Source organism: Holdemania sp. (assembly GCF_986127675.1).
This window is the reverse complement of sequence record NZ_CFQZWI010000003.1, coordinates 21,530-42,432: the sequence shown is the minus strand read 5'-3', so window position 1 is coordinate 42,432 and position 20,903 is coordinate 21,530. Positions and strand designations below refer to the sequence as shown.

21 protein-coding genes are annotated in these 20,903 nt (G+C 50.1%); all 21 read right to left on the bottom strand.

Annotation, left to right across the window (positions count from 1 at the left end; all coding sequences use genetic code 11):
* Positions 1-136: 136 nt before the first annotated feature.
* Positions 137-1,180, bottom strand: coding sequence for a transaldolase family protein (locus AC5OW4_RS01100; RefSeq protein ID WP_072685096.1), 1,044 nt, complete (start codon positions 1,178-1,180; stop codon positions 137-139).
* Between the two features lie 5 nt (positions 1,181-1,185).
* Complete coding sequence (locus AC5OW4_RS01095; RefSeq protein ID WP_195395552.1) at positions 1,186-1,848, bottom strand: aspartate/glutamate racemase family protein; 663 nt, start codon at positions 1,846-1,848, stop codon at positions 1,186-1,188.
* On the bottom strand, positions 1,845-2,720 hold the full coding sequence (locus tag AC5OW4_RS01090) for a ketose-bisphosphate aldolase (RefSeq protein WP_195395551.1): 876 nt from the start codon (positions 2,718-2,720) through the stop codon (positions 1,845-1,847). Before AC5OW4_RS01090 ends, AC5OW4_RS01095 begins: the two co-directional genes overlap by 4 nt.
* A 22-nt stretch (positions 2,721-2,742) precedes the next feature.
* Positions 2,743-3,834: a PTS fructose transporter subunit IIC gene (locus AC5OW4_RS01085; protein WP_493676559.1), complete on the bottom strand. Its 1,092-nt coding sequence runs from the start codon at positions 3,832-3,834 to the stop codon at positions 2,743-2,745.
* 147 nt (positions 3,835-3,981) lie between these two features.
* A complete protein-coding gene (locus AC5OW4_RS01080; RefSeq protein ID WP_072685100.1) occupies positions 3,982-4,299 on the bottom strand; it encodes a PTS fructose transporter subunit IIB in 318 nt (105 codons plus the stop codon).
* Positions 4,296-4,757, bottom strand: a complete 462-nt coding sequence (locus AC5OW4_RS01075) for a PTS sugar transporter subunit IIA (RefSeq protein WP_072685101.1) — start codon at positions 4,755-4,757, stop codon at positions 4,296-4,298. Before AC5OW4_RS01075 ends, AC5OW4_RS01080 begins: the two co-directional genes overlap by 4 nt.
* A 14-nt stretch (positions 4,758-4,771) precedes the next feature.
* On the bottom strand, positions 4,772-6,292 hold the full coding sequence (locus AC5OW4_RS01070; protein ID WP_308559804.1) for a BglG family transcription antiterminator: 1,521 nt from the start codon (positions 6,290-6,292) through the stop codon (positions 4,772-4,774).
* A gap of 290 nt (positions 6,293-6,582) precedes the next feature.
* A complete protein-coding gene (locus AC5OW4_RS01065; protein WP_072685103.1) occupies positions 6,583-7,206 on the bottom strand; it encodes a DUF4230 domain-containing protein in 624 nt (207 codons plus the stop codon).
* Between the two features lie 198 nt (positions 7,207-7,404).
* Positions 7,405-8,361, bottom strand: a complete 957-nt coding sequence (locus AC5OW4_RS01060; protein WP_006058059.1) for a ribose-phosphate diphosphokinase — start codon at positions 8,359-8,361, stop codon at positions 7,405-7,407.
* A gap of 11 nt (positions 8,362-8,372) precedes the next feature.
* Entirely contained in the window at positions 8,373-9,740 is a 1,368-nt protein-coding gene (glmU, locus tag AC5OW4_RS01055) for a bifunctional UDP-N-acetylglucosamine diphosphorylase/glucosamine-1-phosphate N-acetyltransferase GlmU (RefSeq protein WP_195395547.1), read from the bottom strand.
* Positions 9,741-10,030: 290 nt separating this feature from the next.
* Positions 10,031-10,723 carry a ChbG/HpnK family deacetylase gene (locus tag AC5OW4_RS01050; protein ID WP_195395546.1) on the bottom strand — a complete coding sequence of 231 codons (693 nt, stop codon included), beginning with the start codon at positions 10,721-10,723 and terminating at the stop codon, positions 10,031-10,033.
* An 8-nt stretch (positions 10,724-10,731) separates the two neighbouring features.
* Positions 10,732-11,040 carry a PTS sugar transporter subunit IIA gene (locus AC5OW4_RS01045; protein WP_195395545.1) on the bottom strand — a complete coding sequence of 103 codons (309 nt, stop codon included), beginning with the start codon at positions 11,038-11,040 and terminating at the stop codon, positions 10,732-10,734.
* Complete coding sequence (locus tag AC5OW4_RS01040; protein ID WP_195395544.1) at positions 11,040-11,339, bottom strand: PTS sugar transporter subunit IIB; 300 nt, start codon at positions 11,337-11,339, stop codon at positions 11,040-11,042. Before AC5OW4_RS01040 ends, AC5OW4_RS01045 begins: the two co-directional genes overlap by 1 nt.
* A gap of 17 nt (positions 11,340-11,356) precedes the next feature.
* Positions 11,357-12,805 carry a glycoside hydrolase family 1 protein gene (locus AC5OW4_RS01035; protein WP_195395543.1) on the bottom strand — a complete coding sequence of 483 codons (1,449 nt, stop codon included), beginning with the start codon at positions 12,803-12,805 and terminating at the stop codon, positions 11,357-11,359.
* 1 nt (position 12,806) lies between these two features.
* Positions 12,807-14,273 (bottom strand): sulfatase family protein, encoded by a 1,467-nt coding sequence (locus tag AC5OW4_RS01030; RefSeq protein WP_295767639.1) that lies wholly within the window; start codon positions 14,271-14,273, stop codon positions 12,807-12,809.
* A 44-nt stretch (positions 14,274-14,317) separates the two neighbouring features.
* Positions 14,318-15,601, bottom strand: a complete 1,284-nt coding sequence (locus tag AC5OW4_RS01025; protein WP_195395541.1) for a PTS sugar transporter subunit IIC — start codon at positions 15,599-15,601, stop codon at positions 14,318-14,320.
* 90 nt (positions 15,602-15,691) lie between these two features.
* Positions 15,692-16,582 carry a PTS sugar transporter subunit IIB gene (locus AC5OW4_RS01020; RefSeq protein WP_195395540.1) on the bottom strand — a complete coding sequence of 297 codons (891 nt, stop codon included), beginning with the start codon at positions 16,580-16,582 and terminating at the stop codon, positions 15,692-15,694.
* Positions 16,558-18,423, bottom strand: a complete 1,866-nt coding sequence (locus AC5OW4_RS01015; protein ID WP_195395539.1) for a BglG family transcription antiterminator — start codon at positions 18,421-18,423, stop codon at positions 16,558-16,560. Before AC5OW4_RS01015 ends, AC5OW4_RS01020 begins: the two co-directional genes overlap by 25 nt.
* A gap of 168 nt (positions 18,424-18,591) precedes the next feature.
* Positions 18,592-19,464 carry a 4-(cytidine 5'-diphospho)-2-C-methyl-D-erythritol kinase gene (locus AC5OW4_RS01010; protein WP_195395538.1) on the bottom strand — a complete coding sequence of 291 codons (873 nt, stop codon included), beginning with the start codon at positions 19,462-19,464 and terminating at the stop codon, positions 18,592-18,594.
* Entirely contained in the window at positions 19,436-20,311 is an 876-nt protein-coding gene (gene rsmA / locus AC5OW4_RS01005) for a 16S rRNA (adenine(1518)-N(6)/adenine(1519)-N(6))-dimethyltransferase RsmA (RefSeq protein ID WP_072685106.1), read from the bottom strand. Before rsmA ends, AC5OW4_RS01010 begins: the two co-directional genes overlap by 29 nt.
* Positions 20,304-20,852 carry a ribonuclease M5 gene (gene rnmV / locus AC5OW4_RS01000; RefSeq protein WP_072685107.1) on the bottom strand — a complete coding sequence of 183 codons (549 nt, stop codon included), beginning with the start codon at positions 20,850-20,852 and terminating at the stop codon, positions 20,304-20,306. Before rnmV ends, rsmA begins: the two co-directional genes overlap by 8 nt.
* Positions 20,853-20,903 lie beyond the last annotated feature (51 nt).

The window sequence follows — 20,903 nt, the reverse complement described above, 5'->3', positions numbered from 1 at the left end:
ATAAAAGCTAATATTATAACATATTTTTAATTCTTCGCACGATTTTGAACGATTGCGCTGAAATTCGTCGTTGATCGTTGATTTCCGGGGGAATCATTCAAAAAACCCTGACTGTTTTCAGCCAGGGATAATCAAATTAGCCGATTAAACTGTCAATCAAGGACTGCGCCTGTTTCCACGCCGATTCAAATGACGAACGGAACAGGACGACCGGTCCGAAAGCTTCGTATTCCGAAGGTTCGATCGCATGCAGGCAATAACTCTTACGGAAATCCGGGAGCTTCTCAAGCAGCTCATCCAGCACGGCGGGCGGCGTTGGCTGGGCAAACCGCTCGATCACCGGCGGATTCTGATCTATCAACTGATCGGCAGTCCCCTTCCAGTTGATCGTAACGCAAGCCTGAGCGCCTACCATCTCTGTGAAATGATGCAGTCCCCGCGCACCGCCGCCGATGAAGCCGACATCCGGATATTGGGTCCGGGTCATCGCATAGGTCTTTTTCGTAGCCGCAATACCGGCCTGAAACAACACATCTGAGGCGATGGCGACCTCCGTTTCCTGTACTGTTTTATACAGATATTCGTCCAGAATTCCCGTGATGTGCGAGTAATAGATTGGTGCCTTCCTGACGCAATGGCTTGTCGCTTCCGCATATACCCGACCGACATCCATGGCCTGACGAACCGACATCACCTCCGTCGCATTGATCGGTACGCCCTGAGCCGCCAGAATACTGATGGCTTTTAACCCTTCTTCCGTAACAGGAATCTTAATCATAATATTCTCGCCCGCTTCCCGATTGAACAACCCGGTCTTTACAATCGAATCGCAATCCTCATGGAACGGATCCCCCTGAATACTGACATATCCCCATCGCCCCTGCGACTGTTGATAAAGCGGTAAAAAGAGTTTGGCGATGCGGCCGACCAGCTCCCGCTGCACGGCGATCAAAATCTGATCCCGGGCGACGCCTTGATCCCGCAGCCGCATTATTAACTGTTGGATTTCCGGCAGCTCGCTTTCCCGCTGCATCATCTTCCAGACATACGCCGGATTCTGCGTACAGCCGCACGCCCCTTCCGCCAAGGCCCGCTTCGCCTCTTCCTGCGTCACATTATTGATCCAGAACCGCGTCGGCGTCAGTTCATTCACTCTGTGAAAATAAGTTTTTTCTTCCATGGACTTCACTCTTTCTCCTGCAGCATCGACCAGGCGCGCTCGATGCCTGAGCGCGGGCTGGTCAGCACTGGTATGGTCATTTCATTTAAATAAGGAAGCAAGGTGATCATGCTGCCCTGCGCCAGCACAACGACGTCGTTTTCTGCCGCTGCCCGCTGAATCATCGCCAGAACAATCCGGTTATGCTTATCCACATCCTTTTCTTTCATCAGAATGTCCAGCGCTTCCGCCGCCAGATATTCCTGCACGGCCACTTCCTTGCCCAGCCGTTGGGCAGTCGTCCGGATCAGATCGCAGCTGGGTTTTACCGTCGACGCCACCGTCGCGATTACGCCGATCCGCGCACCCAGACTCACTGCCTTTTCCGCCATCGGTTCGTCGACTCTCAGCGTGGGAATCGCCGTACACCGGCTGGCAATCGCAAAGGCTTCCCCGACCGAGGAACACTGATTGAAGATCAAATCAACACCTAATGATTCCGCCGACTGAACATAACGGCACATCCGGCTGATCACAGCCGGGGTGATCCCGGTGTTCCGCTTGACCTCCGCTAACAAACTATCGTCGATGATGTTGATGATTTCCACCTCCGGCATGATCTCTTGACACAAGGCTGTCAGATCCTGCAGCGACACGGCGCTGGTATGGATGATCGCCATCTTTTTCATAGAAATTTCTCCCAATAAGCAGACGCTTTGCCGACGCTGCCGAACAGCTCCATCTTGTGCCGGATGACCGCGCGCGCCGCTTCAAAACCCTTCGGCATCAAGGTTGAGAACTTGAATTCGCCGGTTTCATTCATGATTTCGTTCAGTTTCCGTGAATAGGCTGCCTTGTAATCGCTGGCAATGTTGACCTTGCGGATACCGATCTGACATGCCTGACGGATTTCCTCATCCGGATTATCTGAACCACCGTGCAGCACCAACGGCACCGGACTGACCTGTTTCAATTCTTTCAACAAGTCCAGCTGCAGTTTCGGCACGAAGCCTTCCGGATATAAGCCATGCGAAGTCCCGATCGCGACCGCCAGACTGTCGACGCCGGTTTTCGCTGTGAAATCAATGACTTCTTCTGGCCGGGTGTAGATGATATGATCGACTCCCCCTTCATCGGAATAGTTCATAATCCCGATCGTTCCGACTTCCCCTTCGACGGAAACGCCGACTAGATGGGCGAGATCGACAACCGCTTTCGTCTGGCGGATATTCTCCTCATACGGCAGCTCGGAACCGTCGAACATAACGGAAGTGAATCCGGCCTGAATCGCCCGCAGAATATCCTGCAGCGTGCGGCCGTGATCCAGATGCAGCACAAACGGAATCGGACTTTCCAACAGCCGCGTGCGGACATAGCTGTAAAATTCAGGGCCGCAGAAGTCAAGCTCATTGACGGCGATCGCGATGATCGTCGGCGCTTTCTGCGCTTCTGCTTCTTCCATGACGCAGCGGAAATTCGCGACCTCGGTAACATTGAAGGCGCCGGCCGCGAAGTGATGTTCTTCTGCGACGGCTAAAAATTCCTGCATGTTCATTAACATGATAAATCCCTCCTGTTTCTGATCAAAACGTGATGTTGACTTCGGCGACTTCGCCGTCGTCAGCCTGCGTATAATCAATACCGTAAGCTTCCTGACTCGGTGTTAAACGACGCTTGAGAACAAACAATGCGACGCCCATGATGATGCTGCCGATCACTAAAGCCGCGACGAACCCCAGCGGATTGGTAAAGGTCGGAATGACGAACCAGCCGCCATGAGCGACCGGACTCTCGACGCCCCATACCATGCACAGACCACCCGCAATCGAACCGCCCAGAACACTGGACAGCACCACCCGCCACAGATCGTTCATCGCCAACGGGATAACGCATTCGGTAATCATACATACCCCCATCGGGAAGCAGGCCTTCAGATTTTCCTTCTCATCATTCGTATAAATCGGCTTGCGGAAAATCTTCGCTAATCCCCAGGCGATCAGCACGCCCATCGGCGGAATCATGCACGCGACCATGTGGCACGCCTTCGGCCCATAAATTCCATCCGCCAACATCGCTGTCGTATATAAGGAAACCGTCTTGTTGACCGGACCGCCGAAGTCGAACGCCGAACCGGCCGACATGACGAAGCCGTAGACAAACTTGGAACCGGTTGACAGATTCGCCAGAAACTGCGTCATCGCCTCCATGAAATACGCGATCGGCGTCCCCAGCACCGTAAACATCAGCACGCCGCAGATCAGCGAAGCGAAGAACGGAATGATCAGAATCGGCATCAGTCCCTTCATCGAATCCGGCAGATGAATATATTTTTTCATGGCGTTGACGACATATCCGACTAAAAACGCGCCGACCAATCCGCCTAAGAAGCCTGCCTTGATTTCCGCGCTCACCAAACCGACGACCAGCCCCGGCGCAATGCCCGGCTTATCCGCGATGGAATAGGATATCGCGGCGCAGATGACCGGAATGATCATCGTGGACATCCCCAGATTGCCGACCTTGTAGATGATGTAAGCGAAACTGCCGACGGCGTCCTTGACATTCGGACCGCCGAGAATAACGCCCAGTGCCTGGCAAAGCCCGGCGCCGACGACGACCGGAACCATAAACGAAATCCCGGTCATGATGTGTTTCTTGATGATTTTCCAATTCATTAAACTCTCCCTCTTTTCTTTTAACTGTATTGTTTTCTGACAAGGCCGGACCACCGTGAAGTCCGTTACGCCAATCGCTTCATGATCCTGTGGGGACAAGTGTTCCTGTCCCGGACTTTCCACGGCGATGATCCGCCGCCATGGATCTCAGCGATGGTTTTTCAACGTCGCTTCGATCTTCTTTAAGAAGCCTTCCGTGTTGCGCATGACGTCTTCCGTCCGGCAGCGCACGACCGGTTTGCCTTTAAAGCGTTCTTCCCCGGTAATCTTGACGTCGACCGCTAGCAGCACGACGTCGGCCTCCGCAATTTCCTGCGCCGTCAGCTCGTCTTCCGCGCCGATCGACCCCTGCGTTTCAATCCGGCAGGGATAGCCGCAAACTTTCGCCGCTTCGATAATTTTCTTCTTCGTGATGTAAGTGTGCGCAATCCCTGTTGGACAGGCAGTAATTCCGACGATCTTCATTCCGATTCCTCCTTTCTTAAAACAGTGACGATTTCCTCAACCGTATGGGCGTGATGAAGTGTGTCAATCACGTCCTTATCCAATAACAGCTGGGCGACATGGGACAGAAGCATGATATGCTGCGACATATCCACATCGCGAATCGCAAACATAATAATGCAGCGAACCGGTTTGTCGTCAAACGTTTCCCAGCTGACGTCGGCACGGGTGCGTCCGATCGCAATGACGCTGCGGTTCACGACAGCGGAACGGCCATGAGGAATCGCGATCCCCTCGCCAATTCCCGTCACGCCTTCCGCTTCGCGGTGAACCAGCTCGTCGATGAACGGCTGTTCCTCCCGGATCGCGCCGTTTTCATAAAGCATGCGCGTCATCTGCGTGAACACTTCCTCCTTGGTTCTGGCTTCCAGTTCCAGATTGACGTTTTCTTCCATTAATACTTCTCTGATATCCAACATAAGAGTCCCTTTCTTTATCCGTTCAGCAAGCGCCGGACTTCCTCGATATCCTTGGAATCCAGCAGCGCGGATACCGTCACGCTCGGACAGGAAATTTCAAAATCAATACCGACGGTCGTTAAGATGAAATCCAGATCGGCTGCCTTTCGGTGCTTCAGCTGCCGCAGCGAGATCACATCGACGATCTCCAATTCCGGAAAGACGGTCGCTACCCGTTTCTTCAACAAATGTGATGTGCCGATACCGGTCGAACATACTAACAGTACCCGCTGCCGCGGTGTCTTCGGCTCCAGCGCCAGCTGGAAATACAGGCAGAGATAACACAGCTCATCCTCAGAAATAAAATGTTTTGGATAATACTTTTGCTTAAGCTCCAGCACCGCGGTTTTCACCTGCGCGTACATCTGCGGAAATTCCGCGATCGTCTTCTCTTTTAACAGACAGACGATCCGGACGTTGTACTGAATTCGCGTGATCATCGAATTGATATGCAGAAGCAGGCTGTAAAACAGATTCGCGTCCTGTGAAAACTGAACCTGCGTTTCCGCTTCCATCCGCTGAATCAGTTCCTCGCAGAATGCAAGAACTTCCGGCTGGGAGCCTTGCAGCGTCTGACCGATCACTTCCCGCTGCGGCAGCTCACCGACCCCGCAGCCCATGAAATGGGTGTAAATATATAACAGCTCGTTAGGGGGAAACGTAATCTGTACTGCTTGCGAGAAATTCTGGATGCATGCGGCAATCTTTTCATAAATCAGCGGATTGATCAGCTTCGGATTCATCACGCCGCCGGGATTGATGTAGCGCCGGCTGCGCATCCGTTCCATCGCGATCAGGATGTGCGTAACAATATTGATATAGTAAATATCGCCGAGAATCACGCCGATCGCTTCCTCGATCTCACCCACGCACTGTTCTACCTGACGCAGCGATTGAGCGCCGTAGATTCCGCTCAGCACCATCCGGTTTTCCTCGTTCAGGCGTGTTGGCAGTCCGCTTGGCGGCAGCAGTTGGAAATGGCGGCTTTGGTTCAGCACCTCCGCAACTTCATTGCGGATCGTCAACTCGCCTCCGGTGATGTACGTTCCCTCGCGCGTGCGGTTCAGCGTCAGTCCGGCTTCGCGGATCCGCTGCTCAATGGCGGCCAGATCGTTCACAATCGAACTGCTTCCGACATAATATGCTTCCGAAAGGCTGCGGATTGTCGTGGGCTGAGGCGCGTTGAGAAGCAAACCCAGATAAATCCGGCGTCGCCGGTCTTCCACGGAATCTCCCGCGCTCAGCCGATCCCCGCCGTAAATCCAGCGGTTCAGTCGGCCGCGATCCGCATTGCCGCAGTCCAGCACAATTCCCTGACTGCTGCGTAAGAGCGTATATCCCAGCGACAACCCCAGAATTTCAATGCGCTTGAAATCCCGCTGGATCGTTTTGATCGAACACCCAAAGCGCCGGGCCAGTTCTGGATTCCGCAGCGGTTCCGTCTGCCCCGCCAGCAATCTCAAAATCTGAATTTGGCGTTCATTGAGATCTTCCATAGGCATTTCCTTTCTTCGGTTTCATCATAATCAAAGTCCAAACAAGAAACCATACCAAAACATGTCGCGGTTTCCCGGACAATTTTGGTGCTTCTTCGACGTTAAACTTCATCATGACACGGAAACTGCCGTGAAAAAAGTGGTATTTTTTCCATAACCAGAAACGTCCTTCGTGTTTATGCACTCTTTCAAAAGCGAAATTCAAACAAAAAAAAGGTTCCCCACTTCACAGGGAAACCTTGCTTCTTTTTATCTTTACCCTTTTGGATGCCGCTATTTGAAGCTGTACCTCACGCCGCTTTCGCTTCCTGAACCTGAATCGTATATTCCGGATTGGCCGTTGTCAACAGCTGGCTGATCACCTCGCCTGCTTTTTTTCGCGCTTCCTCAAGCAGACCGCCGTCAATCACCTTGTCTTCCATGACGATTTTCTGCTGCTTCGAGAATGCGGCGTAATCCGAAATACTGATCGGATTGAAGAGATTGTTAGATTCATCGTAGACCTCAATGCTCGCCTCGTCGACCTCATGGCTTAAAATCTGAGCCGGCGGCAGTGTGATCGTGATCGTCTTGTCCACAACGTCGATCTGAACGTCGTCCAGCCGCACCCCGGCTGTAATTTTACCGTCATACGCCAAAATAAAGCTGGCTTTGGTCAGCGGAATCGTCCAGCCGTTGAGATCAGCGTTTTTTTCAAATTTACCCATATTCGTGTAATGATATTCCACCGTTGTCAGCTGACTGACGGAACGCAGCTGCTGAAACAAGGTGTCGCTGGTCACCGTCGTCTTGCCGGAATGACTGCGCTGCGCCAGCAGGACGCCGCCTAAGAAGCAAACTGCCCCCAGAATCAAAGCGACGATAGTGATGCTGATCATCTTGCGGATGATCGACTGATTTTGTTTTTTACTCATGAACCTGCCTCCAGCCCGGAATCGACAACCTGCGTCGAACTCTGTCGGTTTCTGTCGCTTTCATTATACCACGTCCGCTTTCCTCACGCTGACGCTTTTGCGTTTGACCAAAGAAAAAACGGGCGTTTCCTGAACCCGCGGCCCCGTTTTGCACAAGGGCGCGTCGTTTTCGGAAATTCCCGTTTTTGAGAAATCAGTTTAGTCGTTGAACAGATCGTAAACGGCGCTGACCGGATTCTTCAGCTGGATCGCTTCGATCGTCTTCGCCAGCATGTAGCCGACGGACAGCAGCGTGATCTTATCCGTGCCGTTCTTCTTTTCTTCGCTTAACGGAATCGTGTTGGTGATGACCATTTCCTTAATGTAGGAATTCTGAATCCGTTCGATCGCCGGTCCGCTTAACAAACCGTGCGTGCAGGCGAAGTAAATTTCCTTCGCGCCTTTTTCCTTCAGGATGTTGACGCCGGCAATCAGCGTGCCGCAGGTATCCGCCATATCGTCGACGATGATCGCGGTCTTGCCTTCAACCTCGCCGATCACGTTCATCGCTTCCGCGACATTCGGTTTCGGCCGACGCTTGTCAATAATTGCCATCGGCGCGTTCAGGCAGTCGGCCAGACGGCGCGCCCGAGTGGTTCCGCCATGGTCCGGCGAAACGACGACGACATTCTCCAGATTCTTGGAACGGAAATACTGGCCGATCATCGAAACGGCGCTCAGATCGTCGATTGGAATATTGAAGAAGCCCTGAATCTGGGTCGCATGCAGGTCAATCGTCACGACGCGGTTCGCCCCAGCAGTCTGAAGCAGATCCGCAACCAGCTTCGCGGTGATCGGCTGGCGCGCACGCGCTTTGCGGTCCTGGCGCGCATACCCGTAATACGGCATGATGACGGTGATTTCCCCTGAGCTGGCGCGCTTGCAGGCGTCGATCGCGATCAGCACTTCCATCAGACGGTCGGAAACCGGCGAACATGTCGACTGGACGATATAAACGGAACGGCCGCGAACTGTTTCCTCCGGCTCCACCATAATTTCTCCATCGGCAAAATGCTTAACAGAAATCTTTCCCATTGGTAAGCCCAGGTATTCTACGATTTCCTGAGCCAGTTCAACACTGCTGGACAGTGCGAAGACAATTGCATTCTCGATCATGTTTTCTCCTTTTATTTTTTCTCTTTGTTTTTGTAGATAAGACCATAACCCGGCTTGTTTTCCTGGCGTACGCGACCGATGGCCATATCCCCATCCGGCACATCCTGAGTCGCAGTCGATCCCGCAGCGACGACGGCATTTTCGCCGACCGTCACCGGCGCGATCAAATTGACGTTGCTGCCAATGAAGGCTCCGTCCTTGACAACTGTGTGGAACTTGTTTTTCCCGTCGTAGTTGACGGTGATGACGCCGCAGCCAATGTTGACTTTCGATCCGATCTCGCTGTCGCCCAGATACGTCAGATGCGCACAGCGGCTGTCGAAGCCGAACTTGGTGTTTTTGAATTCGACGAAATTGCCAATCCGGTTCTTACTGTCAACCTCGCAGTTCATCCGCAGATGAGCGTAAGGACCAATTTTAACTTCGTCATGAACGATGCTGTCGGTAATGCGCGAGCTGTCGACCGTGCAGTTCTTTCCGATCACGGCGTTAACCAGAAACGACTGCGGAAGGATTGTCGTCCCGTCGTTGATCACAGTGTTGCCTTCCAGATAGACGTTCGGATACAATGTGACGTCTTTGCCCAAGACGACGTCCGGTCCGATATACGTGCTGTCCGGATTGATCAGCGTGACGCCTTCCTCCATCCAATGCTCGTTGATCCGCTTCTGCATCCAGCGGGTTGCCTGCGCCAGCTCTTTTTTGTCATTGACGCCGCTGGCTTCAAAGCTGTCTTCCACAATCTTGGCCTTCACGCCTAACCCATGGCGGTTGAAAATTTCAACTAAATCCGTAATGTAATACTCCTGCTGCGCGTTGTCATTACGGATTTCTTTGAGATGCTCAAACAAAGCCTGATTGTCGAAGCAATAGATGCCGGTGTTGATTTCCGTGATTTTCCGCTGTTCCTCTGTGCAGTCTTTGAATTCCACGATCTTCTCAATCATGCCTTCAGCGTTGCGGATAATCCGGCCGTACTGTTTCGGATCGTCCAGCACTGCCGTTAACACGACCATGCCGCACTGATCCAGGGCGTCCAGCATCCCCTGATAGGTTGCGCTTTGAATGCAGGGACAATCCCCATTGACGACTAAGGTTTTTCCTTCTGCCTGGCTTAGAATCGGCGCCGCCTGCATGACCGCGTGGCCGGTTCCCAACTGAGGGGATTGAAGCACAAACTCACACTGCCCGCTCATTGCAGCTTCCACCTGTTCGTGGCCAAAACCAACAACGGTTACAATCTTATCGACCTGAATTTTTTTCAGATTGTCAAGGATATGCCCCAGCATCGGTTTCTGGCAGACCGGGTGCATCACCTTCGGCAGCTCAGAGTGCATGCGTGTACCCTTGCCCGCCGCCATAATAATTGCAGATTTCATTATCCATCGTCCTCCATAGTCTATTTTACTCAAACTCGCCCTTTAAAAAAAGCCTAAAGTGATGTTTTTTCCCTGGATTTCCTGTTTTTTACAGTTATTCCCAGCCTGTTTCCTTAATTCCAGTCTCCGGTTTCTGAATGAAGGGGCTTACATTGTGCTTTAGAGATCTTTCCTGGCTGAAAGGATACCTGAAAATCGTTCAGGTAAATCGATCTGATACGAAAAAGAACGCAGCGAAATCCTGCATCCTTTTTGTCTGTTTTATGATAGCCATTGGATCTATCCCGGCCTTAATAATGCGCAAGATCAATACCCTGCTTCGAAATGAAGGACTGGACTTCCGATGAGCAGAGAACATCCAGTTCCTGCAGCCGCTGCCAGTTGTACGAGCTTTCACGGTATAACTTCAGATCGCAGAAACCGGGATGTGTCATGATCTCGATATCTTCATTCAAATGCTCAGACAAGATCTGGATTAGAGTTTCGCGTGTTGCGGATGGTCCAAAAAATCCCGTAACGAATCGATAGGCGCTTCCCCGGCGGACAGGCAATTCATATTCCTGTGCCAGTTTCTGCGTGATCCGCAGCATCGCCTCGTTCATATCATGCACGCTGTGATGAGAATCCAGATGCGTGGGTTGGGTATTGAAGACGTCGATAAACCGATCGATCTGCGCTTTCCACTCCGTGTAGACTTCATGTTCATCCAGGGGCTGGGACACAATATCCGCCCGCGAAAGAAATCTGCCCTCGGCATCGGTAAAACTCGCTCCACCTGTCAAACTGGTCCCCAAGGTTAGTGTCAAATGCACGCCAAGTCTCAATTTAGGACAAGTCCTCGCAAGCTCCCGCGTCGTCTCGAGATCCGGCATATTGCACAGAACAGTCGTTGAGCGGATAATCCCCTGACGAACGCCTTCAACAATCCCCGCGCTGACAGCCGGCGTATAGCCGAAATCATCAGCGTTTATAACTAATTTCATTTTGCCGCCTATTCCATCTTTTGATAGACCGCAACGAATTCCTCAGCCAGGATTCCAAACGCTTCCGCACTCATCAGCTGGTCTTCCGCATGCATCAATAACAACGTGAACGGAATCGGCTCGCCGTTCGCTTCCTGCTGGATCAAAGAAGCATGGGCATGATGACCCTCGATAAAAATTTCCTGACCCTGTTTAATCAAGGCTTCCGCTTCTTCAAAACGCCCGGCTTTCGCCGCATGAATCGCTTCTATATAGGAAGACCGGGCGGTACCAACCGCGCTGATAATCTGGAAACTAATCAGTTCTAAGCCTTCCATTAGTCTTTTAATACCTCTTTTACCCGTTTGATGACCGCTTTGCCATCCATCATGCCGTAAGCGCGCATTTCAATTGCTTCCACCGGACAGCTGACCTGCTGACGGACTTTTTCGACATTAAACCGCACCTGCGGACCCAGTAAAACAATATCCGCGTCCTCGCCGCGAACCTTAGCCTCCGCCACCGGATAAGCTGCGATATCACATGCATAATTTTCTGCTTCAGCGGCAGCTTGCATTTTCTTAACTAGCGCGCTTGTGCTCATCCCAGCCGCGCATAACAAAACAATTTTTCGCATTATTTTCTCCTTTCACCCTAATCTAAATCTTCGCCTTGTGTGGCAATGACTTTTTTGTACCAGTCAAAACTATCTTTTTTTATCCGTTTCAGCGTACCCTGCCCCTCGTTATCCTTGTCTACATAAATGAATCCGTATCGTTTTTCCATTTCGCCGGTCGATGCGCTGACCAGGTCAATACATCCCCACGGTGTGTAGCCGATCAAATCGACGCCGTCCTCCAGTGCCTGCTGCATCTGCTGAATATGCTCGCGCAGATAAGCGATGCGGTAAGGATCATGAATTTTTCCATCTTCGCTGATCTTATCCACCGCGCCCAGCCCGTTTTCTACGATCATCAGCGGAATATGATATCGTCCGTAAATTTCGTTCAGATACCACCGCAGACCTTTCGGATCGATCTGCCAGCCCCAGTCGGAAGTCTGAAGATAAGGATTCCGAACACCGCTCATCATATTCCCGGCGCTTTGCGCATGTTCCGAATCGCTCGAAGCACAGCTGCTCATGTAATAGCTGAAGCTGTAAAAATCCACATGTCCTTGCTTGAGCAGCGCGGCATCTTCTTTTTCCTGATGAATTTCGATTCCGTTTTCTTGAAAGAATCGACGGGCAAAATGCGGATATTCGCCACGAACCTGAACATCACCGCAGAAATAATTACTCATTTGCATCCGTTTCTGCGCCGCTAACAGATCCTCCGGCTGACAGGTCAGTGGATAACAGGCATTGCCGGCGATCATACAGCCGATCTGGTTGTCGGGATTGATCTCATGCGCTAAAATCACAGCCTTCGCACTGGCGACAAACTGATGATGCAGCGCCTGAAAGCGAGCGGAGCGGACTACTTTGGATTCCTCCCCGGCGCCAAACATTAAGCTGTCCGCTTCCGGCAGAATTCCGCCGCCCATATATCCGCCAAAGCTGCTGGCTAAGATATTGATCTCGTTGAAGGTCAGCCAGTAACTAACCAGATCGCGATATTCTGTAAACACGGTACGGCAATAATTCAGAAAGAAATCAATACACTGTCGGTTTGTCCAGCCGCCATATCGCTCCGCCAGTGCAAACGGCATCTCATAATGACTCAGCGTGACCAGCGGTTCAATTCCATGTTTATGACATTCCTCAAATACACGTCGGTAAAATTCCAGTCCTTCCGGATTCGGAGTACTTTCATCCCCTTGAGGATAAATCCGGGTCCAGTTAATCGACATCCGGTAGACCTTGAATCCCATTTCGGCAAACAGAGCGATATCTTCCTTGTAATGATGATAGAAATCAATGGCTTCATGGGATGGGTAATGAACCCCCGGTTCTATGTTGCGGGTAACTCTGCGTGGCGATTGCCGATTGCCGGAAGTCATATGATCGGCACAGCTTTCGCCCTTGCCCCCAACATTCCATGCCCCCTCGCATTGGTTTGCGGCGGTGGCCCCACCCCATAAAAAGTTCTTTGGAAAACTCATCTTATCTCTTATCCTTTCTGTTCGGTACATAATCCGCAGTGCTCATCATAAATATCAAAGCCTTTCGCTCGAATTCAAGGATCACTTTTGAATACTTCGGATCATGAATCACATTATTCAATTCCATCGGATCTTTTTGTAAATCATAAAGTTCATCCTCTTCATACAATCGTTTTACATATTTATAGTGTTGATTTCTCAACATCAGTGCTTTGGTGTGTTCAGGTCCTTCACTGGCTTGAGTGGAGAGCCGCGGCCAATACTGCGATTGTGGGCCATGTCCCTTTTCCATACATTGTTCTTCACCATGGATCCGCCCGCCTTCGCAATGAACTTCGCTGCGGTGCGTATCACATCCCCGCAATACCGGAACCAATGATTTGCCAAATTGCGTATAATTCAAATCAATGCCCGTTAACTCCGCCACGGTCGCAGTCAGATCTGTCAACTCCGCCAAAGCCGGCGTAATCCGCGGCTTGCTTTCCAGGCTTTGCGCGGGACGGATGATCAGCGGCACATGGCATACCGGATCATCAAAACAATTCTGCACTTTTTCCGCAATGCCATAATCCCCGGTGTAGTCACCATGATCACTGAATACAAAGATATTTGTCTGCGCATCTAAACCAGTTTCGGTCAGCTTGGCTTTCAACTTGCCGAACAGTGCGTCAAACTTAGCGGTCATATCCAGATAGGTTGCCCGCAGTTCATTCCAGCGTTCCTCATCCCACTGCCCAAGCTGCTGCTTCTCATGAATTCCCTGAAGCATGCTTGGTTTTCCGTGTGTTTTTGATAAATCCGGCCGTCTTGGACTTAACGCTCTGCGATCCGTTAGCCCATAGAAAGGACGGGCGCAGCCATATGGCGGATGTGGAAAGCCCAGACTGACATACAGGAAAAATGGTTTCCTGTTATCCTCTGTACGCTTCCGTTCCAGATATTTTAAGGCATACGCAACAATCAGATCATCCATTGATTCCATACCCGGTTTCCCGGTGACATCCCCCATATAAAACGAATAATAACCATCAGTTGAAAAATCCGCGCTTTTTTTATTTGATTCTTGTGTTTTCATATGCTTGGCATATTGACGCAAGATCTCCGGGTCCATCCCGGAAAAGTATTCATCGCAATACACTGTTTTGTCGCGGTCGGAGGGAATCACATCATTGCGGCCGCACCAGATCACCTCATAGCCATTTTCTTTCATGATCCGCAGCAGGTTCGGTTCGTCTTCATTCTGTAAAAAATGCATCGTCCGATGACCCAGCGTATGCGGATACAAGCCGCTTAAAAAACTGCAGCGAGACGGAACACAAACTGGATTCTGGCAGAAAGCGTTGGAAAATGAAACGCCTTCCTGAGCCAAGGCATCCAAATGGGGTGTGTGCGAAGCGGGATTGCCTAAGTGATGCAATGTGTCAGCACGCATCTGATCGGCCGCGAAATAAACAATATTCTGTTTCATAATTTCTCCTTTATCCCTCTGTTGGTTTGGTTATTCCAACTTTTTTATTCCGCTGCTTCTGATTCTTTTTCCTGAGCCAGCGCCCGTTTATCAGCAACCAGGAAGAACGGGTAGTATAATGCCATATTGATCACAATCAGGACTAAACCCCAGACAAAGCCTGTCCAGTGAGCGTTCAGCAAAGCCATGCCGATCGGGCTAGGAATAAACATATTGCTCGATGCACCAGTAGGCCAGGCAACCAGTCCGATCGTCATGACCAGGCGGGTCAGCAACACGCTGATGACCGGGGATAAAATGAAGGGAATGCCCAGAATGACATTCATAATCATCGGTGTTCCGAACATCATCGGTTCAGTAATATTAAATAACGAGGTTGGCAAGGCAATTTTAGCCAGAGCTTTGAATTGCTTCGACTTGGCGATGAACATCAGTAAGTTCAAGGCTAACAAGCCGATCCCAGCACAGACAGCACTGCCATAGGCCCATTCTGGATAGGGAGCCGGCAAACCCGCCGCAAAGGCTGACTGATTGGCCGCCGTGGCTGCAGCCATAATCGGATACATCGCGCTGTTGACAAGCATGCCGCCGTGAATACCGAACAGCCAGAATATTTTAATCATCACCATGTAGATCAGCAAGCCGCCAAAGCCGCCGCCCACCTTCATTAATGGTGCCTGCAAAATCCCGTAGATCAACGCTTGTGCTGTTCCAAAGGAAGTCAACGACATCCCATATCGTATCGCTAAAAAAACAATAAAGGTTGCGCCGCCCGGAAGCATGTTCTCAAACATAGAAGCAACATTTGACGGAACGGAATCAGGCATTTTTATTTTCCAGCCGCGGTCTAAAAAGAAAACGTATAACCGTGCTGACAGTAAGCCAACAATAATCGCCAGGAAAATGCCTTGGGAACCGACCGCACTCAATGAAATCGCATTCTGAACCGTAGTTACCAGTCGTTCCCCGGTAGCAGGGTCAACCGCTGTGCTCGAGGCTGTGAGCGGTGTAAGAATCATAAACGAGCCGAAAGCAATGATTCCTGCCGCAAAGCCATCGCGGTTAAAGCTTTTTGCCAGGCAATAGGCCATCGCAAACACTACGTAAATCGCCATCAGATCGGATGTAATGGATACCGGAATAGAAAGTAATGTTCCTAATCCGCTGGTTGCCAGAAAAGTCTGCCAGGCGCCGATCGGGATCGATTTAATTAAATTGAAAAGCGATCCGGCGATTGAAACTGCCGCGATGCTCATAAAGCCATCCATCAGCACCTTCATGTATCTTTTCTGAGTGAAGCCGACAATTTTTTCTAAAAATTTGTCCATGTGAGGTTCCCCTTTCTTTCTGGCTTCACTTTATCGCATTTCCGCGGTGCTTTCATTATCATTACAAGCTCATTTTTGAAGGCCTTATTGCTAAAGAAAGAGACTAAGTACCATTCTCAAGATAAAAAACAGACAAATAACAAGGCTGATATATAACGTATCAGTCAAGCTAAAAGGAATATAACGAGAATCGAGGTCTATCGGAATTAACCGGCGCATGCCTTGATCCAGAATCATTGCCAGGCAGCAGATCGCAAATAAAAACGGACACATTCTTAAACTCAAAGCCTCGATGGGAATCCAGGCCAGATTATTGCGGAAAAGCAGGGTTACAGTTTCATTTCCCGCATCATTTACTGGTAGAAGCATAAAACAGCTGACGACACATAAGACAACACAAGCCATTGGCTGCCGATTTAATTTTAAGGCGTAATGATAGCCAATCGAAAAAATAAGATAAAACCCGATCATTTTCATCAGTGCCAGATTTAACCATTCGATCGGTTTCCAATCCATAACCGTTTTTAGTCCCCAGACAATTCCAGCTAAAACCAATATAAGGACCATATCTTTCAAACTCGATTTTATAATATCCATGAAAATCACAGGTGTGAACTTAACTTTAGGTGTTGCCTCACTGCGTCTTATTTTGCAAGATCCGCGATGGTACTTCATTATTTTTTCTATCACCCCAGAAATATTTTCTTGTGTCAGGGCTTCTTCATCCACATGCTCAATCGGAATTGCCAGATTATCCGCAATCGCACGGATCTGCGGATAAAAAACCTGTGCCTGTGGCGCAACTAAAATCAAATCACATTGTTTTGCCTTATCTTCCAGATTAAAAATACCTGTCGCTTCTATATGGTCTTTATAACCTTGTAATAAAAGCTGTTGCTGAAGGCGTTTTGCGAGGACATTGGTCGTAATGCCGCCGACACAAACCAACAGGACATTTATTGCAGAAATCGATTCAGACATGCCAACGCCTCCTCTTTACTAAGACAGGCTAAAAGTTCCCGGACAGATCCAGGATCGCTGACAAGCTGCGCGATTCCATCGTTGAGATGCTGGGATTGAGATGTTTCTTGTTTCGGAAGAATCATCAAAAGAATCATTCTGACACGTGTTTTTTTCCACAGAATCGATTTTTTCAGTGTCATCAGTGCCAGGCATGGATTTTTTGCATCATAGTCAAAGGGATGCGGCAGGGCCGTTTCCAAACCGATTTCCGTCGCGCTCAGCGCTTCCCGCTTCATGACCTGTTCCAGCGGATTGACAGCCAGGTTGGCCTCGGCGGCAGCGGCATTGCATAAAAAAGTTAAAGCTTCTTCTTTATCTTTCATTTCCATATTTAAGAATATCAAAGACACCTGGATTGGCACATAAGCAGTTTCGGCGGACTCGGCTGTGATATAGGGACTCACTTTTCTCAAACTGGTTTCATCCATAGTCAGATCAACATACACAATCGGGATGGACAATGATTCATTAATGGGAACCGTACTGAGAATACAGGAAAAGACCTCCGGATCTAAGGTTTTCAAATCAAAGAGTGATACCAATGTCATATTCTCTTCCTGGTATTGATAACGCTGCATCATTTTATACTGAATCAAACGGGCAGTCCCTCTCCCGGAAGCGCAGACAATCGCTATTTTCCGGGACCGGACAAAATTTTTCTTTTTTTCAAGGGCTAACGCAAAATGCAGCGCAAGAAATCCAGCTTCATTTTCATCCATAGACAAATGATATTGATTTTCAAGAACTTCTGCGGCACATAACGCAAGCTCATAGCCAGGACTCATGTCCCGCTTGATCTGACTCAACAGCGGATTGCTTTGCGGCAGATTATAGCGCAGTCTTGTCATCATCGGCTGAAAATGCAATGCTAAGACCGTTTTGAGATCCGCATCCTCCCGGAAATCAATCTGTTTTACCTGCCAAATCCGCTTGATTACCTCTTCAACACACTCCCAGACTTCCTGAGAAATATTCTGATCATTTTCAATAATCCGTTTACCGAGCAAATGCATCATGATATACTGAGTTTCATTCATCTCTACATGGATTGAAAATTCTTCTTCAAAACAGGCAACGATTTCCTGGGCCGCTTGCCATTCTCGCTCCATCCCTTCGGTTTGTTCCAAAAGCAGGGGCTGCGGGACTTGATTTCCGCCTACGATCCGGCGCAGGGCAATAACGCAGTGGTAACTCAAATTATAAAAATTGATGTCGTTGAGATGAAGCTGATATTTTTTCATAACCTGCCATAGAATTCGCTGCACTTGTTCAACAATCACGTCATCCTTCGGTTTATTGACTTTTTTCGCATAGTGATGAGCGAAGCACAAGCGTTTTGCGACTTCGTTCCCGATTAACATAATCCCGTATTTAGGACGGCTTACAACCTGCAGACCATATTCCTGCGCTGTTAATTTAATCTGTTTCATCAACCGGTCGATCGTCGCGCGGCTGACATACAGTTGCGCTGCGAGGTCTTCGATTCGCACATAATCTTTTTTCTGAATCAGCGTTGTCAGAATCGCATCTATTCGCATTTGATTTTCATCAGCCATTTCAGGTTCGATCAGATTCAGCTGGGTGAATAAGTCCAGCCGGTCTACGATCAGCTGAACTTTTCCTAATCGGCAAATCCAATGAAAACCATAATCCCGCTGCTCGGCTTCATGGGAATGAATCAACCGCTGAATTTCCTGCGGACTGATATTTAATTCTTTTGCCAGCTTCCGGATATTCACAGCCTGTTCCGTTCTGCTCATCCGATGAATCATTTCTATCCATAATTTCTCTGAATCCATCCTCAATCCACCCCTTTTGTTTCATTTTAGCATACTTTTTCTCGGCAGCAGAGGACAAAAAGAAAAGCAGATTTGAAAATCCGCATCACTCCTGTTTATTTCCTTTTCCAACTTCTGTGATCAATCATACATAGTTCGGTAATAAACAATCATTCTTTTCTTTTGAATTTACCTGTCATAACGCTTGTATGGAAATTCTTCCTGCGGCCGCAGCTCCGTCTTACGGATAAACGCCGCTTTCTTCCGCATTGCCGCCGCTCCTTTTTCCAACAGCTCCAAATCCCGCGTCAGCGCGAACACCGTCGATCCGCTGCCCGACATCAGCGCCCCGTCGAAGCCCAGCGCCAACAGCTCCTGCTTGATCGTCGCGATCTGCGGCACCAGCTTAAACGCGCTCTGTTCCAGCGTGTTGCCCAGCGATTGAAGCACACCGTCATAGTCGTTGCCGATCAACGCTTCGCGCATCCTGCGGCAGTCAGGATGTTCGGCACAGCTGAAATCGAGCGTTTCAAAGGCCACCTTCGTGGACACGCCCTTATATGGTTTCACTAACAAGAGATAAAACGGCGTATGCACGCGGAAATGTTCCAGATTCTCGCCGATGCCCGTCACAAACGCCGGGCGGCTGCGCAGGCAGAACGGCACGTCCGCTCCAACCTTCTTGGCGATTTCCACCATCTTGTCATTATCCATTCCCAGCTGAAGCATCTTGTTCAGCGCCCGGATCGCCGCCGCACCATCCGTGCTGCCCCCGGCCATGCCGGCCTGCGTCGGAATGTGCTTCTGCAGCGTGATCTCAAAGTTCTCCTTGAAACCATATTCCTCACGAAGCAGCTCGATCGCTTTCACAATCGTATTCCGCCGGTCTAACGGAAGATAGGGCACATTGCTTTGTAAACGCAGCTCGTCGCTGAATTCAAAGTTCAGCGTATCGTAGAGATTCACTGGGGCCATGATCATTTCCAGTTCATGATACCCATCCTCTCGCCGGCGCACGACGTCCAGGCAGAGGTTAATTTTCGCGTAAGCTCTTTGTTTCATACGTCACCTCATACAGATCGAGAAATTGATCCAGCGTCATCGTTTCCGCCCGCAGCGAAGGTTGTAAGCCAGCTTCCTTCAACAGTCGGGCAGCTTCATCCTTATCCTGCAGATATTCGCGGAAGTTGTTGTAAAGCGTCTTGCGGCGCTGTTTGAAGCACCCTTTGACCAGCGCGAAGAACTGTGCTTCATCCCGTGCTGCACGCTGGGGCAGTTTGCGGGTAAACTGCACGACGGCCGAGTCCACCGCCGGGCGGGGATTGAAAATCGTCTTGGGAATCTTCATCACTGTCTGAACCTGATACTGATACTGCACGATCACGCTCAGTGCATTGTAATCCTTCGTCGAAACCGCGGCGGTGAAGCGGTCGGCGACTTCCTTCTGCATCATCACGGTGATCACCGGGATATCCGCCTTACTTTCAAAGATTTTAAATAAGATGGGAGTCGTAATATAATACGGTAAATTGGCGCAGACCAGAACCTGATCCGACTGCGTTTTCAGCTTCGCCACCGTCGCATTCAGGTCTGCTTCCAGAAAGTCCTGATGTTTGACCTCAACGTTCGGGTAATCGGAAAGCGTATCGGCCAGCACCTCGATCAGGCGGTCGTCGATCTCAAACGCCAGCACCTGTCCGGCCACTCTCGCTAACTGTTCCGTCAGAGCGCCGATCCCCGGACCAATCTCGATCACGGCGCTGCGCGCATCCGCCTGGGATAACCGCGCGATCTTTTCCACGATTCCCGGTTCGATAATAAAGTTCTGACCAAAATTCTTTTTTGCGTACAGGTCATATTTCGCTAAGATTTCATTCGTTCTGGCCATTGTAGCAATGGGCTTATTCACCGGCGTCCCTCCGTTCTTCCAACATCGCTTTTGTGATTTTCAGCATATTCAGACGCTTCCACAACGTCTTGGCATTGGCTTCACCGACATGCCATCGGTTTCCAACTTCCCTGCGCCGCAGAGCGCTGTCCGGCAGGCCGGTTAATCCCAGCTCTACAAACTCCGACCAGCTCAGCGTATTTTCCCCATCCGCTTCATAAGTCAGGCAATGCTCCAAAGCGGCCAGAATTTCCTGTTTCCCGGCATGTTCCACACCGACCTTCCGTTTTCCGCGCACGATTTCCCACGCCTTACCCGAGGGCAGAAAAGCATTCTTGCAGCCGGGAACCGCATTGTTGATGCGCTGGCGAATCTGATCGCCCGGGGTATCCGGATCGGTAAAGATGATCACGCCGCGGGTCGTTGCCCACTGGCGGATCTGTTCCAGCGTCGCTTCACTCAGACCGGTGCCGCTGGTTTCCAGCGTGTCCACATCCAGCCAGCGTTTTAAATTAGCCGTATCTTTTTTTCCTTCAACGACGATAATTTCCTTGATCTTCATATCTGTTCCTCATTCCGATCTTTATTTTATCATAGTCTGGGATAACCACCA